The sequence below is a fragment of the Luteimonas sp. gir genome, from assembly GCF_037198055.1.
GTDB classification, from domain to species: domain Bacteria; phylum Pseudomonadota; class Gammaproteobacteria; order Xanthomonadales; family Xanthomonadaceae; genus Luteimonas; species Luteimonas citri_A.
On sequence record NZ_JBBAXQ010000007.1, the window covers coordinates 78,886 to 94,319 of the forward strand.

The window sequence follows — 15,434 nt, forward strand, 5'->3', positions numbered from 1 at the left end:
GCGATGCGATTCGCGCTGGGCGTCGAGTACGACGGCAATGGCTTTCTGGGCTGGCAACGGCTGAGCAAGGCCGGCGAGGGCGGGCAGGAGTCGGTGCAGGCCGCGCTGGAGACGGCGCTGTCGAAGATCGCCGCGCATCCGGTGGCCACGGTCTGCGCCGGGCGCACCGATGCCGGCGTCCACGCGCAATGCCAGGTCGTGCATTTCGATACCGAGGCCGCGCGCGCGCCGCGTGCCTGGATGCTCGGTGCGACCACGCTGATGCCGCCGCAGGTCAGCGTGCGCTGGTGCCAGCCGGTGCCCGACACGTTCAATGCGCGCTTCTCCGCGCGCGCGCGCCATTACCGCTACCGCATCCTCAACCGCCAGGTGCGCCCGGCATTGCACCGGCAATACCTGTCGTGGGAACTGCGGCCGCTCGACGCGGCCGCGATGCATCGTGCCGCCCAGGCGCTGGTCGGCGAGCAGGATTTCTCTGCGTTCCGCACCGTGCATTGCCAGGCGCCGCATGCGCGCCGCGACCTGCAGCGCATCGCGGTCCGCCGCGAGGGCGACGAGGTCGTCGTCGAGGTGCAGGCCAACGCGTTCCTGCACCACATGGTCCGCAACATCGTCGGCTCGCTGCTCGAGGTCGGTGCCGGGGCGCAGCCCGATACCTGGATCGCCGAGGTGCTGGCCGGCCGCGATCGCCGCCTGGCCGGCCCGACCGCGCCCGCCGCTGGCCTGGTCTTTCTGGGGCCGTTGTATCCGCCGGAATGGAACCTGCCGGCGGAGGTCACGCTGCCCTGAGCTCAGGACGTTCGGATCGCCCTGCTCAGAAGCGGGCTTCGAGCCCGAGGGTCACCAGATCCGCACGGTTGATCTCGGTGTCGCAATAGGCGGTGCTGTAGACGCGATAGCAATAGCTCGACGCGTACAGGTGGTAGGTGTAGGCCAGTGTCAGATTGACGTGGCGGTGGATGTCGACGCCCAGGCCCACGCCCGCATAGCCGCCGTCGGCCGAGTCGCCTTCGCCCACATCGGCGTACCAGTAGCCCAGGCGCGCCATCGCGAACAGCGGTGTGCGGCCGAACTGGAACCGGGCGTTGGCACCGAGGCTGCCGTAGTCGGCACCGCCGAAGCGCCAGCCGTCCTTCGATGTCGCGTCGATCCGTGCGGCAACACCTTCGATGCCGACCTGCACGACCGGACCGGCCTGCCAACGGTAGCCGGCGCTGATCGCCTGGGTGTCCTGGCGCACATCGTCGTAGATCCAGGCCTGGCCTGCCTGCAAGGCGACGAAGGCGGCGCCTCTCGGGGTCTCGGTCGTGGGCGTGGTGACGGCGGGCGAGGGGGGCGTTTGGACGGCGTGCGTCGGCTCGGTCGCAACCAGGCGCGCGGGCGGCGGTGCAGTCTCGGCGGCGGCTCGGTGGGCCGGCGGCTGCGCGGCAGCGGGTGGCGTCTGTTCGGTCTGCTGGCGCTGTCGGTACTCCGTCCAGGCGGGCGACAGGCTCTGCGCGTGGACGGGCAACACGGCCGCCGCGGCAATCGCGAGTACGTGGCGTGCGATCGGTTTCATGGATTCCCCCTGAGGTGCGCGGCCGCAGGGCCTGCGTTTTCGAGGACGCGGCGCGCGCAGACATGCCGGCCACGCGTCGGACCTGACGCGGATCTCGTGATCGGGGTGAATACCGGTTGGCGCGCAGTCGAGTCAGGGCGCACGTGGCACGCGCCTTCGTCGTTGCTGTCGTCGTTCCCTGACGGCACCCTCAGCCGGCGGCGCGTAGCGTGTGCAGCGCCGCGCAGGCTGTCAAGCGTGCGTGTCGGGCCGCGCGACGCTAGGCTGGCCGGATGCGAGCGACCTCGATCAAGTTCTGCGGGCTGACCCGGCGCGAAGACGTCGAGGACGCGGTCGCACTCGGCGTCGACCATGTCGGCTTCGTGTTCGCGGCGCGCAGCCCGCGCCGGCTCGATCTCGACCAGGCACGCGGGCTGCGCGCGGCGGTGCCGCCGCAGGTGCAGGTGGTCGCGTTGACGATGGACAACGCCGCTGCCGAGGTCGCGGCGATCGTCGAGGGCCTGGCCCCCGACGTGCTGCAGTTCCACGGCCAAGAGGACGCCGCGTTCTGTCGTGGCTTCGGGCGGCCCTACTGGAAGGCGATCGCGATGGGCGGCGATCCGGCGGCCGCGTTGCGCACGCTGGGCGATTGGCCCGATGCCGCGGCGTTCCTGTTCGATGGCCATGCGGCCGGCGAGCCGGGCGGCGGCGGCGCGCGCTTCGACTGGGCGGCGCTGCCCGCGACGCTCGACCGGCCGTTCTGGCTAGCGGGTGGCCTGGATGCCGGCAATGTGGCGCAGGCGATCGCGACCGCGCGGCCGGCGGGGGTCGACGTGTCGAGCGGGATCGAATCCGCACCCGGCCGCAAAGACGCCGAGCGCATGCGTGCGTTCGTGGCGGCGGTGCGGGACATCGCGCTCTAGCTGGGTTCGGTGCTGCGTTGCCGCTCGGCGGTCAGGCCAGTTCTCGCGACAGCCAGTTCGCCAGCCCGTTGGCGCGGGCATCGTCGCCATCGCGCGGGCTTGCGAGCACCCACTGGGCGCCGGTGGCGGCAAAGCCCCAGGGGGCGAGCAGGCGGCCGGCAGCGAGATCGTCGGCGACGAGCTCCTGCGGCGCGATCGCCACACCGAGTCCGGCAACCGCGGCTTCGAGCAGGAAGTAGAGATGCTCGAAGCCCGTGCCCAGGGCCTGGGGCGGCGCTGCACCGCTGGCCGCCGCCCAGGCGGGCCACGCCTGCGGCCGCGACAGGGTGTGCAGCAGTGGCTCGCGCAACAAGGCGTCGGGTGCGAGTGCGCGCAGGCGTGCGACCTCGGGATGCCGGGGGCTGACGACTGGTCCGATGCGTTCGGGCGCCAACGGGCGTACGCGCCAGGTGGCCGGCCAGGGCGCCTGGCCGATCAGCAAGGCGGCGTCGAAGCCGGCCAGCGACTGCGGAAACGCGCCCTCGTGCGGCGACAGGTGCAAGCGCAACACAGGTAAGGCCTCCGCCAGTCGAGGCAGGCGCGGAATCACCCAACGCGCGACTAGGCTGCCCGGGCAGCCGAGCACCAAGGCCGCATCGCCCTGCGTGTGCCGGATCGTCGCGACCGCACTACGCAGGCGCGCGAAGGCATCGCCGGCCGCATCGCGCAGACGTTCCCCGGCCGGCGTGAGTCGCAGGCCGCGGCCGGCGCGGACGAACAGGGGCGTGCCTAGCGCGTCCTCGAGCAACCGCACTTGGCGGCTGACCGCCCCATGGGTCACATGCAGGGCTTCGGCGGCCCGGGTGAGGCTGCCCAGCCGGGCGGCCGCCTCAAAGGCGCGCACGGCGTTGAGCGACGGCAGATCGGCATCGGTCATCTGTGAGATTTCCTGAGCTAACGGTCAGATCTTATCGGTTCCGGGGCTTGGACGTGTGCGCTAGAGTGCGAGTCATCTTTTCGCCGTGTCCTTTCGATGTCCGACGCTCCGATCACCGACTTCCACGCCTATCCCGACGCCGCCGGCCACTTCGGTCGCTACGGGGGCCGCTTCGTCGCCGAGACGCTGGTCGGGCCGGTCGCCGAACTCGCGGCCGCTTACGACGCTGCGAAGGTCGATCCCGCGTTCCAGCAGGCGTTCGACGCCGACCTCGCGCATTACGTCGGTCGGCCCAGCCCGATCTATCACGCGCAGCGGCTCAGCGACGCGGTGGGCGGGGCGCGCATCCTGCTCAAGCGCGAGGACCTCAACCACACCGGCGCGCACAAGATCAACAACACCATCGGCCAGGCGCTGCTCGCCAGCCGGATGGGCAAGACCCGGATCATTGCCGAGACCGGCGCCGGCCAGCACGGCGTGGCCTCGGCGACCGTCGCCGCGCGCCTGGGGCTGGAGTGCGTGGTCTACATGGGCGCGACCGATATCGAGCGGCAGAAGATCAACGTCTACCGCATGCGCCTGTTGGGCGCGCAGGTGGTGCCGGTGACCTCGGGCTCGGCGACGCTCAAGGACGCGCTCAACGAGGCCATGCGCGACTGGGTCACCAACATCGCCGACACCTTCTACATCATCGGCACCGTCGCCGGACCCGACCCGTACCCGCGCATGGTCCGCGACTTCAATGCCATCGTCGGCCGCGAGGCGCGCGCACAGATGCTCGCCGAGTACGGCCGGCTGCCCGATGCGATCACCGCGTGCGTGGGCGGCGGCAGCAACGCGATCGGCCTGTTCCACGCGTTCCTCAACGATCCGGGCGTGCGCATCGTCGGCGCCGAGGCCGCTGGCGACGGCATCGCGACCGGCCGTCATGCCGCCTCGATCGCCGCCGGCCGTCCGGGCGTGCTGCACGGCAACCGCACCTATGTGATCTGCGACGACGATGGCCAGATCACCGAGACGCACTCGGTGTCCGCTGGGCTCGACTACCCGGGCGTCGGCCCCGAGCATGCGTTCCTGGCCGACGCCGGCCGCGCGCAGTACGTCGGCGTCACCGACGACGAAGCGCTGGCCGCGTTCCACCAGCTTGCCCGCACCGAGGGCATCCTGGCCGCACTCGAATCCAGCCACGCCATCGCCCAGGCGATCAAGCTCGCGCGCGACCTGCCCAAGGACGCGATCGTGCTGGCGAACCTGTCTGGCCGCGGCGACAAGGACGTCCACACGATCGCCGGGCGCGAGGGGTTCACGCTGTGAGCGCGGCGACCGGATCTGCGATGTCCCGGATCGACGCCCGCTTTGCCGCGCTGCGCGCCAGTGGCCGCAAGGCGCTGATCCCGTTCGTCACCGCCGGCGATCCGTCGCTGGATGCGACGGTGCCGGTCATGCGTGCGCTGGTCGACGCGGGCGCGGACATTCTCGAGCTCGGCGTGCCGTTCTCCGACCCGATGGCCGACGGCCCGACGATCCAGCGCAGTTCCGAACGCGCGCTTGCACGCGGCGCCGGCATGGCCTGGGTCCTCGATGCGGTGCGTGCGTTCCGGGCGACGGATGCCACGACCCCGGTCGTGCTGATGGGCTATCTCAACCCGGTCGACATCCGCGGCCCGGCGGCCTTCGCCGCGCAGGCGTGCGAGGCCGGCGTCGATGGCGTGCTGCTGGTGGACCTGCCGCCCGAGGAGGCCGGCGAGTACCGCGCCGCCTTCGATGCCCAGGGTCTGGCCCTGATCCTGCTGGCCTCGCCGACGACCGATGCCACCCGCATCGAGACCTTGTGCGCCCAGGCGCAGGGCTACCTGTACTACGTCAGCTTCGCCGGGGTCACCGGTGCCTCCGACCGGCTCGACCCGACGCAGGCTTCGGCCCGATTGCGGACGCTGCGACAGGCCAGCCGCGCGCCGGTCGTCGCCGGCTTCGGCATCCGCGATGCCGCCGGTGCCGCGGCGATGGCGGCCGACGCCGATGGCGTGGTCGTGGGTAGCGCCCTGGTCGCCGAGATCGCCGATGCCGCCGATCCGGGCGAGGCCGCGCGCCGCGCCGGGGCGTTCCTGGCGCCGCTGCGGGCCGCGCTCGACGCCGCCTGAACAGCGCGGCCCGGCACCGGCCGTCGGTTACACTTCCGCGCTTCGCGGCCCCGTACGGGCCGGCGGGAGTACACGAGCCATGTCCTGGTTGCAGAAGATCATGCCGCCGCGCATCCGCACCGATGCCGCCGCGGTCCGCAAGCGCAGCGTCCCCGAGGGCCTGTGGGAGAAGTGCGAGCGCTGCAGCGCCGTGCTCTACGGCCCCGAACTCGAAGAGAACCTCGAGGTCTGCCCCAAATGCGGGTTCCACCGTCCGATCCGCGCACGCGCGCGCCTGAAGGCTTTCCTGGACCCGGGCAGCGTGCAGGAGATCGCGGCTGACCTCGGCCCGACCGACATCCTGAAGTTCAAGGACCAGAAGAAGTATTCGGACCGCATCAAGGCCGCACAGCGCTCGACCGGCGAGCGCGACACCCTGGTCGCGATGCAGGGCACGTTGATGCAGCGCCCGATCGTCGCCAGCGCGATGGACTTCGCCTACATGGGCGGTTCGATGGGCTCGGTCGGCGGCGAGAAGTTCGCGCGTGCCGCCGAGCAGGCGCTGGCCGCCGGTACCCCGTTCGTCAGCTTCGCCGCCAGCGGCGGCATGCGCATGCAGGAAAGCATGTTCTCGCTGATGCAGATGGCCAAAACCTCGGCCGCCCTCGGCCGTTTGCGTGAGGCCGGCCTGCCGTACATCTCGGTGTTGACCAACCCGACCTTCGGCGGCGCCTCGGCGTCGTTCGCGATGCTCGGCGACATCAACATGGCCGAGCCCGAAGCGCTGATCGGCTTCGCCGGTCCGCGCGTGATCGAGCAGACTGTGCGCGAGACCCTGCCCGAGGGCTTCCAGCGCAGCGAGTTCCTGCTCGAGCACGGCGCGATCGACCAGATCTGCGACCGCCGCGAACTGCGTGCGCGCATCGCGCGTCTACTCGCGTTGCTGAGCCGGCAGGACGCGCCTTCCGAGGCCGCCGCGTGAGCCGCAGATACTTCGGTACCGACGGCATCCGCGGCCGGGTGGGCGAGGGCTCGATTTCGGCCGATTTCGTGCTGCGCCTGGGCAACGCCTACGGCCATTCGCTGCGCGCGCGCGGCGCCGACTGGCGGCGCCCGCAGGTGGTGATCGGCAAGGACACGCGGATCTCCAACTACATGTTCGAGGCCGCGCTCGAGGCCGGCCTGGTCGCGGCCGGGGTCGACGTGCAGCTGATGGGCCCGATGCCGACGCCTGCGGTCGCGCACCTCACGCGCTCGCTCGGCGCCGACGGCGGCATTGTGATCTCGGCCTCGCACAACCCGCACCACGACAACGGCATCAAGTTCTTCAGTGCGCAGGGCGAAAAACTCGACGACGCCACCGAACTGGCGATCGAGGCGGCGCTCGACCAGCCGTTCCGCACCGTGCCGTCGGAGCGGCTGGGCAAGGCAGTGCGTACGCGCGATGCGGTCGGCCGTTATGTCGAAGCCTGCAAGGCCTCGGTGCCGCGCGGCTTCGATCTCGACGGCATGCGCATCGTCGTCGACTGCGCCAATGGCGCGACCTACCAGGTCGGGCCGATCGTGCTGCGCGAGCTGGGCGCCCAGGTCGAGGTGATCGGCGCCGAGCCCAATGGCGTCAATATCAACGACGGCGTCGGCTCGACCCATCCCGAAGGCCTGGCCGGACGCGTCAGTCACAGCGGTGCGAACCTCGGGATCGCCTTCGACGGCGACGGCGACCGCGTGCTGTTCGTCGACAGCAACGGCACTGTGCGCGACGGCGACGATCTGCTCTACGTGCTGGCCCGCGACTGGCAGCAGCAGGGGCGCCTGCAGGGACCGGTCGTCGGCACGCTGATGAGCAACTATGGCCTGGAGCGCGCCTTCGGCGAGGCCGGCATCGGCTTCCTGCGCGCCAAGGTCGGCGATCGCTATGTGCACCAGGCACTGATCGAACACGACGGCGTGCTCGGCGGCGAGACCTCCGGTCACCTGCTGTGTCTGGATCGCGCCAGCACCGGTGACGGCATCATCAGTGCGTTGCAGGTGCTCGAAGTGCTGCGCCGCCGGGGCGTGTCGCTGCAACAGGCGCTGCACGGCCTGGCGAAGGTGCCGCAGCGCACTGTCAACGTCCGCTACGCGGGCGATGCCAAGCCGGCCCAGGCGCCGTCGGTGCAGGCCGCACTGGCGCAGGCGCAAGCGGCGGTTGAGGGTCGCGGCCGCGCGTTCCTGCGGCCGTCGGGCACCGAGCCGGTCGTGCGCGTGACCGTCGAGGCCGACGACGCCGCCCTGATGCAAACCACACTCGATCGACTGGCCGACGCCGTGCGCGCGGCCGCTGCCTGACTTTTGGAGGATTTTTCATGACCGCCCGCATTCCGACGCTCGACATTCGACGCTTCGACACGGACCGGGACGCCTTCGTCGCCGAGCTCGGCGCTGCCTACCGGCAGTGGGGCTTTGCGGGCATCAAGGGCCACGGCATCCCGCAGGCGCAGATCGATGCGGCCTACGACGTCTTCAAGGCGTTCTTCGCGCTGCCCGAGGCCACCAAGCTGCAGTATCACGTCCCCGGCGGCGGCGGTGCGCGCGGCTATACCGCGTTCGGTGTCGAGACCGCCAAGGGGGCCCAGCACTTCGACCTCAAGGAGTTCTGGCACATCGGCCGCGAGATCGCGGACGACTCGAAGTACCGCGACGTGATGCCGCCGAACCTGTGGCCGTCCGAGGTGCCGGGCTTCCGCGAGCACGGCTATGGGCTGTACCAGGCACTCGACGCGCTGGGCGCGCGGGTGCTCTCGGCGCTCGCCCTGCACATCGGCTTGCCCGAGCACTGGTTTGCTGACAAGACCGACAGTGGCAACTCGATCCTGCGCCCGATCCACTACCCGCCGATCACCGCCGATGACATCCCCAACGTGCGCGCCGGCGCGCACGAGGACATCAACCTGATCACGCTGCTGGTCGGCGCCAGCGCCGCCGGGCTGGAAGTGCGTTCGCATGATGGCGAGTGGGTGCCGTTCACCTCGGACGCCGACACGATCGTGGTCAACATCGGCGACATGCTGCAGCGCCTGACCAATCACGTGTATCCGTCGACGACGCATCGGGTAACCAATCCACCGGGCGAGGCGGCGCGCCAGCCGCGCTATTCGGTGCCGTTCTTCCTGCACCCCAATCCGGACTTCCTGATCGACGTACTGCCCTCGACGGTCACTGCCGACAACCCGAGCCGCTACCCCGAGCCGATCACCGCCCAGGGCTATCTCGAGGAACGGCTGCGCGAGATCAAGCTGAAGTAGCGGGATTGGGGATTGTGGATTCGGAACGGCGCCGTCATGGCGCCGCTTCTTTTGGTTCCTCGCCGAAGTCCGAAGTGCTGGTTTCTATCTCGATCAGGCGCTTGTCTCCGGAACGCGCGTCGCGCCGGCCGGGGGCTGCTCCTCGGCTCGGTCAGCCATCCTGGCTGACTCGCCGCCGCGGGCCATCCATGGCCCTCTATCGCAACCCCCGACCAGCACGACGCACTGCGTCCGACGGCGCGCAACTTCTCCCAGCATGCGGTGCTGCGTTATCCGAAGTCGGGTTGCCTGCGCCCGCGGCAGCGGACTGGCAGCCGGAGGCCGCGTCGAGCGCGCCAGGGATGGCGCGCGCCCGAGTCAAGGCAGGATGCCTTGACCGAGGGGGGAGCGGCTTCCGGCCGGCAGGCTGCTGCCCGTCCGAATGAGAGCTTCCCTTCCCGCCCTTGGGAAAGGAGCACTTCTTGCGCCCTTTAGATCACCCATTCACGCACCCCCGGCTCCTCAAAACCCGTACACCACGTTCACCGTTGTCAGGCGGTCGGTGCGCTGGCGGTCGTCGGTGACCTCGGTATTGTGGCGGATCTCGAAGCCGGCCTTGAGGGCGAGGGCGTCGGTCATCTTCACCTGCACGCCGAGCTCGTTGCGGGCGAAGGTGTTGTCGCTGCCCGATTCGATCAGCAGAGTGTCGTAGAGGCGGGTGTTGTCGTTGAGCTGATGGCTGAAGTCCATGAAGCCGCGGACGATCGCCTCGTTGTTGTGCACGCGCACATCCTGCGCCTTGGCCCAGCGGTAACCGGGGCCGATCTCGAACACCAGCTTGGTGCGCTCGTCCATGAAGGCTTCGAAGCCGTAGCCGCCGGCCACCGTGGTCTGGTACTCGTTGGTGCTGAAATGGTCGCGCTCGTTGCGCGCCGAGCCGAACACGTAGTGACGCTCGCCGAGTTGGTAGCCGGTCGAGCCGAACAGCTCGTAGCGGCGCGCGTTCTCGACCTCGTCGGCGGTGCCGTACAGGAACGACGCATTCACCGCATGCTTCCACAGTTCGGTCTCACGGGCGAGCGCGAGCTTGCCCACGATCGTTTCGCTGTCGGTGTTGCCTTTGGAGATGGCCACGCCGAGCTCGCCGGTGCCGGTCCAGCCGTCGGTGGCCAGGGCGAGGGTGGGGGCCAGCGCGAGCGCGCAGGCGAGGGCGGTGAGGGCAGGGAAAGAGCGCATGGGGGGGAACTCCGGTCATCGTGGACATCACGCGAAACAGGCCGCGCAACAAAAAGCCGGCGAGGGCCGGCTACGGCTATTTTGCGATGTGAAGGCCGGCCTTTGAAGGCCCGCGCGATTCTCCAGCTATGCCCCGTTGGGTTGCAGCGCCTAGAATCCCCGTTCCGCATTCATGAGGATGGCCAATGCGTCCACGCATCGTCGCCGGCAACTGGAAGCTGCACGGCAGCCGTGAATTCGCCAATGCGCTGGTATCGCGGATCGCCGCGACGCCGGCGCCGGGGGTCGAGGTGGTGATCCTGCCACCGCTGCCTTATCTGGGCGACCTGGCCGAAGCCTTCGCGGGTGCCCAGGGCCTTGCCTTCGGTGCCCAGGATGTCAGCAGCAACCAAGAGGGCGCCTATACCGGCGAGGTGTCTGCGACGATGCTCGTCGATGTCGGCGCGCGCTTCGGGCTGGTCGGCCATTCCGAGCGTCGGCAGTACCACCACGAGAGCAGCGAGCATGTGGCGCGCAAGTTCCTGGCAGCGGTCAATGCCGGGCTGCGGCCGATCCTGTGCGTGGGCGAGTCGCTGCAGCAGCGCGACGCCGGCCTCACCGAGGACGCCATTGCCGCCCAGTTGCGCCCGGTGCTCGACCTGGTCAGCGCGGCCGCCTTCGCCGACGCGGTCGTCGCCTACGAGCCGGTCTGGGCGATCGGCACCGGCCGGACCGCGTCTCCGGACCAGGCCCAGGCCGTCCACGCCTTCATCCGTAGCGAAATCGCGGCACGGGATGCTAAGATCGCCGATTCGTTGCCGATCCTGTATGGCGGCAGCGTCAAGCCCGCCAACGCGGCCGAGCTGTTCGCGCAGCCGGATGTCGACGGTGGGTTGATCGGCGGAGCCTCGCTGTCGGCCGCCGATTTCCTGGCCATCGTCGCTGCAGCCGCGCGCTGAGCGGCCCCTCGTACCACACGTTCTGCGAGCGCCCACGCAATGCTGTTCGTCTTCAACATTCTGTTCGTCATCATCGCGATCGCGATGATCGCATTGGTCCTGATGCAGCGCGGTGCCGGCGCGTCGGCCGGTTCGGGCTTCGGCGGCGGCGCCTCGGCCACGGTCTTCGGCGCGCGCGGTTCGTCGAACTTCCTGTCCAAGGCCACCAAGTGGCTGGCGATCTCGTTCTTCTCGATCACCCTGTTCATGGCCTGGTACGCGATGCATCGCGCCAACCCCAATGCGCTGGACATGGATCTGGGCGTGATGGGTGCGCAGCAGCAGGCGCCCGCCGTGCCGGCAGTGCCGCAGGGCGACGCTGCCGTGCCCGCAGCACCGGCAGTCTCGGGCGCGGTCCCGCAGGCGCCGGCCGACGCCGCGACTGTGCCGTCGGCACCGGCGCAGGAACCTGCGCCGCAGGCTCCCCAGACGGAATAATTCGCGCTACAATGCGCGGCTACCGAGTGCTGCAGTAATGCGCTCGGGCGGTTTCAGGTTTGCCCAGGTGGCGGAATTGGTAGACGCACTACCTTGAGGTGGTAGCGGCTTAGGTCGTGGGGGTTCGAGTCCCCCCTTGGGCACCAGAAAATACGGACGTCGGCACGCGTGCCGCGCCGGCGAAAAGCCCCCGCAAAAGCGGGGGTTTTTCGTTTCAAGCACGCGGTTTGCTGTGGTTGAGACGCGTTCTTGCCGCATGCGTCCGGTCGGCGCCTGGGCGCCTCCTTGCAGGCCGCCCGAATCGCGTATCGGCCCGGGGTAATCGTTTACTCGTCAGTTCTGAAAACGGTACAATTAGGGGGATCGGTGGAGGCGTCGCCAACGCGGCGGTCCCCGATATGCGTGAGGCGCCCAGGCGCCTCGTGAGTGCGACGTCACGACGTCGAGCCAAGGCCGCAAACCTGCGGCTGTAGCCGAGAGAACAATCCAGTGCTGGCCGAATATCTGCCGACCCTGCTGTTCCTGATCGTTGCCACGGGGATCGGCATCGCCTTGCTGGTCGTTGGCAACCTGCTCGGGCCCAAGCGCCCGTCGCTGGAGAAGCTGTCGCCCTACGAGTGCGGATTCGAGGCATTCGAGGACGCGCGCATGCAGTTCGATGTGCGCTACTACCTGATCGCGATCCAGTTCATCGTCTTCGACCTGGAAATCATCTTCATCGTGCCCTGGGCGACCGTGTTCCGCGAACTCGGCATGCTCGGCCTGATTGAGATGGGCATCTTCGCCGGCATGCTGCTGCTCGGCTTCATCTACGTGTGGAAGAAGGGAGCGCTGGAATGGGAGTGAGCCAGACCGTTGCGCGCCTGATGAACAACCCGCTGCCGGAAGGCCGGGTCGACGACATCCTGCGCCCCGAAGGCGAAAACCCGCTGCTCGAGCGCGGTTTCGTCACCACCAGCTCCGACGCGCTGCTCAATTGGGCGCGGACCGGCTCGATGTGGCCGATGACCTTCGGTCTGGCCTGCTGCGCGGTGGAGATGATGCACGCCGGCGCAGCGCGCCTGGACCTGGACCGTTACGGCGTGGTGTTCCGCCCCAGTCCGCGCCAGTCCGACGTGATGATCGTGGCCGGCACCCTGGTCAACAAGATGGCCCCGGCGCTGCGCAAGGTCTATGACCAGATGCCCGATCCGAAGTGGGTCATCTCGATGGGCAGCTGCGCCAATGGCGGCGGTTACTACCACTATTCGTATTCCGTGGTGCGCGGCTGCGACCGCATCGTGCCCGTCGATGTTTACGTGCCGGGCTGTCCGCCGACGGCCGAGGCACTGGTCTACGGCATCCTGCAGTTGCAGAAGAAGATCCGCCGCGCCACCAATTTCGGCGACGAGAAGACGGGGCTGCGCGATGCGTGACCAACCTGTTCGGGAAACGGCGAGCGCATTCGCCGCGCGCCTGCGCACTCGCTTTGCGGACGCCGAAGTGGGCGTTGCGCTGCCGCGCGGTGAGGTGACGATCACCGCCGCCGGCGACTGGCTCGACACTTGCCGCGCGTTGCGCGACGAGTTCGGCTTCGAGTCGCTGATTGATCTGTGTGGCGTCGATTATCTGGGCTACGGCAGCGACGAGTGGGACACCGAGGTGTCTTCCGAGGGCTTCAGCCGCGGCGTCGAAGGCCGTGGTCCGGGTCGCTTCCGCTTCGGTGAAGCCCCGAGCCGCCAGGTCGGCCAGCCCGATGCGACCGCCGAGATCCCGGTGCCGCAGCGCCGTTTCGTCGTGGTCGCGCAGCTGTTGTCGATCCGTCACAACCGCCGCCTGACGGTGCGCTGCTTTGCGCCCAGCGACGATCTGCCGGTCGTGTCCTCGCTGACCGGGCTGTGGCCGGTCGCCGACTGGTTCGAGCGCGAGGCGTTCGATCTGTTTGGCGTGATCTTCGAAGGCCATCCCGACCTGCGACGGATCCTCACCGATTACGGCTTCGTCGGCCATCCGTTCCGCAAGGATTTCCCGTTGATCGGCAACGTCGAAGTGCGTTACGACGCCGAACGCAAACGCGTGGTCTACGAGCCGGTGACCTCGGTCGAGCCGCGCGTCGGCGTGCCACGCGTGATCCGCGACGATGCCCGCTATGCGACCGCCAGCGGTGAGCAGATGGCCCGCCGCGCGGAGGACGCCAAATGAGTGCCGTGCCGACTACTTCCCTGCACCAGGCGAACACCACGCCGAGCGCGGATGTCCTCAAGCAGGAGATCCGCAACTACACGTTCAACTTCGGCCCGCAGCATCCGGCCGCGCATGGCGTGCTGCGCCTGATCCTGGAAATGGACGGCGAGACGGTGATGCGCGCCGATCCGCATATCGGCCTGCTGCATCGCGGGACCGAGAAGCTGGCCGAGTCCAAGCCGTTCAACCAGTCGATCGGCTACATGGACCGTCTCGACTACGTGTCGATGATGTGCAACGAGCACGCCTACGTGCGCGCCATCGAGACGCTGATGGGCGTCGAGGCGCCCGAGCGCGCGCAGTGGATCCGCACGCTGTTCGACGAGGTCACGCGGATCCTCAACCACCTGATGTGGATCGGCTCCAACGCGCTCGACCTGGGCGCGATGGCGGTGATGCTCTATGCGTTCCGTGAGCGCGAAGAGCTGATGGACGTCTACGAGGCGGTCTCGGGCGCGCGCATGCATGCCGCCTACTACCGGCCTGGCGGTGTCTACCGCGACCTGCCCGAGCGCATGCCGCAGTACAAGGAATCGCGTTGGCGCAAGGGCGAGAAGCTCAAGCGCTTCAATGCCTGGCGCGAGGGCTCGATGCTCGACTACCTGGAGGCGTTCGCCAAGGACTTCCCCAGCCGCGTCGACGAGTACGAGACCCTGCTCACCGACAACCGCATCTGGAAGCAGCGTACTGTCGGCATCGGCGTCATCCCGCCCGAGCAGGCGATGGCCTGGGGCATGACCGGCCCGATGCTGCGCGGTTCGGGTATCGAGTGGGATCTGCGCAAGACCCAGCCGTATGCGCGCTATGCCGATGTCGATTTCGATATCGCGGTCGGCGTCAACGGCGACTGCTACGACCGCTACCTGATCCGCGTCTTCGAGATGCGCCAGTCGGCACGGATCATCGCCCAGTGCGTGGCATGGCTGAAGGCCAACCCCGGCCCGGTCATGCTCGACAACTACAAGGTGTCGCCCCCCTCCCGCGCGGAGATGAAGGACGACATGGAAGCGCTGATCCACCACTTCAAGCTGTTCACCGAGGGCTATTGCGTGCCCGCGGGCGAGACCTACAGTGCAGTCGAGGCGCCCAAGGGCGAGTTCGGTTGCTACCTGGTCTCCGACGGCGCGAACAAGCCGTTCCGCGTGCATCTGCGCGCGCCCGGCTTTGCGCATCTCTCGTCGATGGACGCGATCACCAAGGGCCACATGCTCTCGGACGTCGTCGCGATGATCGGCACCTACGACATCGTGTTCGGAGAAGTCGACCGATGAAGGCGACCGGAAATTTCGAGAACGCCCGCAACGTCGACCCGATGGTCGTGCTCAGCGAGGACACCCGCGCGCACATCGACCACTGGTTGACCAAGTTCCCGCCTGACCGCAAGCGTTCGGCGGTGCTGCAGGGCCTGTTCGCTGCGCAGGAGCAGAACGGCGGTTATCTCACCGACGAGCTCATCGCCGGCGTGGCCAAGTACCTGGACCTGCCGCCGGTGTGGGCGTACGAGGTCGCGACGTTCTACTCGATGTTCGAAACCGAGAAGGTCGGCCGCAACAACGTCGCCTTCTGCACCAACATCAGCTGCTGGCTCAACGGCGCCGAGGATCTGGTCGCGCACGCCGAGAAGAAACTCGGCTGCAAGCTGGGCGAGTCCACGGCCGACGGCCGCGTCTTTCTCAAGCGCGAGGAAGAATGCGTCGCCGCGTGCTGCGGCGCGCCGGTCGTGGTCATCAACGGTCACTACCACGAGAAGCTCTCGCCCGAGAAGGTCGACGAGCTGCTCGATGGTCTGAAGTAGGGCAAC

General features: G+C 68.7%; 17 protein-coding genes and 1 tRNA gene. 15 read left to right on the forward strand and 3 right to left on the reverse strand.

Going from position 1 to position 15,434, the window contains the following annotated elements; all coding sequences use genetic code 11:
* The first annotated feature begins 3 nt into the window (after nt 1-3).
* On the forward strand, nt 4-789 hold the full coding sequence (truA, locus tag WAF18_RS10715; RefSeq protein WP_183426519.1) for a tRNA pseudouridine(38-40) synthase TruA: 786 nt from the start codon (nt 4-6) through the stop codon (nt 787-789).
* A 25-nt stretch (nt 790-814) separates the two neighbouring features.
* Here the strand turns inward: truA and WAF18_RS10720 are convergent, their stop codons facing one another.
* On the reverse strand, nt 815-1,558 hold the full coding sequence (locus WAF18_RS10720; RefSeq protein WP_337245080.1) for an outer membrane beta-barrel protein: 744 nt from the start codon (nt 1,556-1,558) through the stop codon (nt 815-817).
* 272 nt (nt 1,559-1,830) lie between these two features.
* Here WAF18_RS10720 and WAF18_RS10725 point away from each other — a divergent pair, with 272 nt between their 5' ends.
* Complete coding sequence (locus tag WAF18_RS10725; RefSeq protein WP_337245081.1) at nt 1,831-2,460, forward strand: phosphoribosylanthranilate isomerase; 630 nt, start codon at nt 1,831-1,833, stop codon at nt 2,458-2,460.
* A gap of 31 nt (nt 2,461-2,491) precedes the next feature.
* Here the strand turns inward: WAF18_RS10725 and WAF18_RS10730 are convergent, their stop codons facing one another.
* Nucleotides 2,492-3,376 (reverse strand): LysR family transcriptional regulator, encoded by an 885-nt coding sequence (locus WAF18_RS10730; protein ID WP_337245082.1) that lies wholly within the window; start codon nt 3,374-3,376, stop codon nt 2,492-2,494.
* Between the two features lie 96 nt (nt 3,377-3,472).
* Here WAF18_RS10730 and trpB point away from each other — a divergent pair, with 96 nt between their 5' ends.
* The 5 genes from trpB to WAF18_RS10755 all read left to right on the forward strand — a co-directional run bounded on the left by trpB (nt 3,473) and on the right by WAF18_RS10755 (nt 8,780).
* Nucleotides 3,473-4,690 carry a tryptophan synthase subunit beta gene (gene trpB, locus WAF18_RS10735; protein WP_337245083.1) on the forward strand — a complete coding sequence of 406 codons (1,218 nt, stop codon included), beginning with the start codon at nt 3,473-3,475 and terminating at the stop codon, nt 4,688-4,690.
* A gap of 20 nt (nt 4,691-4,710) precedes the next feature.
* Nucleotides 4,711-5,517 carry a tryptophan synthase subunit alpha gene (gene trpA, locus WAF18_RS10740; protein ID WP_337245084.1) on the forward strand — a complete coding sequence of 269 codons (807 nt, stop codon included), beginning with the start codon at nt 4,711-4,713 and terminating at the stop codon, nt 5,515-5,517.
* 79 nt (nt 5,518-5,596) lie between these two features.
* The gene (gene accD / locus WAF18_RS10745) at nt 5,597-6,478 is read left to right on the forward strand and encodes an acetyl-CoA carboxylase, carboxyltransferase subunit beta (RefSeq protein WP_337245085.1); all 882 of its coding nucleotides are present in this window, start codon (nt 5,597-5,599) and stop codon (nt 6,476-6,478) included.
* The gene (gene glmM, locus WAF18_RS10750) at nt 6,475-7,824 is read left to right on the forward strand and encodes a phosphoglucosamine mutase (protein ID WP_337245086.1); all 1,350 of its coding nucleotides are present in this window, start codon (nt 6,475-6,477) and stop codon (nt 7,822-7,824) included. The genes accD and glmM overlap by 4 nt, the downstream gene beginning before the upstream one ends.
* A gap of 17 nt (nt 7,825-7,841) precedes the next feature.
* Nucleotides 7,842-8,780, forward strand: coding sequence for a 2-oxoglutarate and iron-dependent oxygenase domain-containing protein (locus WAF18_RS10755; protein ID WP_337245087.1), 939 nt, complete (start codon nt 7,842-7,844; stop codon nt 8,778-8,780).
* A gap of 501 nt (nt 8,781-9,281) precedes the next feature.
* Here the strand turns inward: WAF18_RS10755 and WAF18_RS10760 are convergent.
* A complete protein-coding gene (locus WAF18_RS10760) occupies nt 9,282-9,995 on the reverse strand; it encodes a DUF481 domain-containing protein (RefSeq protein ID WP_337245088.1) in 714 nt (237 codons plus the stop codon).
* A gap of 185 nt (nt 9,996-10,180) precedes the next feature.
* On the opposite strand from WAF18_RS10760, the gene tpiA reads away from it, so the two are divergent.
* The 8 genes from tpiA to nuoE all read left to right on the forward strand — a co-directional run bounded on the left by tpiA (nt 10,181) and on the right by nuoE (nt 15,428).
* Nucleotides 10,181-10,933, forward strand: coding sequence for a triose-phosphate isomerase (tpiA, locus tag WAF18_RS10765; protein ID WP_337245089.1), 753 nt, complete (start codon nt 10,181-10,183; stop codon nt 10,931-10,933).
* A 39-nt stretch (nt 10,934-10,972) separates the two neighbouring features.
* A complete protein-coding gene (gene secG / locus WAF18_RS10770; RefSeq protein WP_337245090.1) occupies nt 10,973-11,410 on the forward strand; it encodes a preprotein translocase subunit SecG in 438 nt (145 codons plus the stop codon).
* Between the two features lie 61 nt (nt 11,411-11,471).
* Nucleotides 11,472-11,556: transfer RNA gene (locus WAF18_RS10775), tRNA-Leu, on the forward strand.
* Between the two features lie 343 nt (nt 11,557-11,899).
* Entirely contained in the window at nt 11,900-12,256 is a 357-nt protein-coding gene (locus tag WAF18_RS10780) for an NADH-quinone oxidoreductase subunit A (RefSeq protein ID WP_183426507.1), read from the forward strand.
* A complete protein-coding gene (locus WAF18_RS10785; RefSeq protein WP_183426506.1) occupies nt 12,247-12,825 on the forward strand; it encodes an NADH-quinone oxidoreductase subunit B in 579 nt (192 codons plus the stop codon). The genes WAF18_RS10780 and WAF18_RS10785 overlap by 10 nt, the downstream gene beginning before the upstream one ends.
* Nucleotides 12,818-13,591, forward strand: a complete 774-nt coding sequence (locus tag WAF18_RS10790) for an NADH-quinone oxidoreductase subunit C (protein WP_337245091.1) — start codon at nt 12,818-12,820, stop codon at nt 13,589-13,591. Before WAF18_RS10785 ends, WAF18_RS10790 begins: the two co-directional genes overlap by 8 nt.
* Complete coding sequence (locus WAF18_RS10795; RefSeq protein WP_337245092.1) at nt 13,588-14,904, forward strand: NADH-quinone oxidoreductase subunit D; 1,317 nt, start codon at nt 13,588-13,590, stop codon at nt 14,902-14,904. Before WAF18_RS10790 ends, WAF18_RS10795 begins: the two co-directional genes overlap by 4 nt.
* A complete protein-coding gene (nuoE, locus tag WAF18_RS10800; protein WP_183426503.1) occupies nt 14,901-15,428 on the forward strand; it encodes an NADH-quinone oxidoreductase subunit NuoE in 528 nt (175 codons plus the stop codon). Before WAF18_RS10795 ends, nuoE begins: the two co-directional genes overlap by 4 nt.
* Nucleotides 15,429-15,434: the final 6 nt, after the last annotated feature.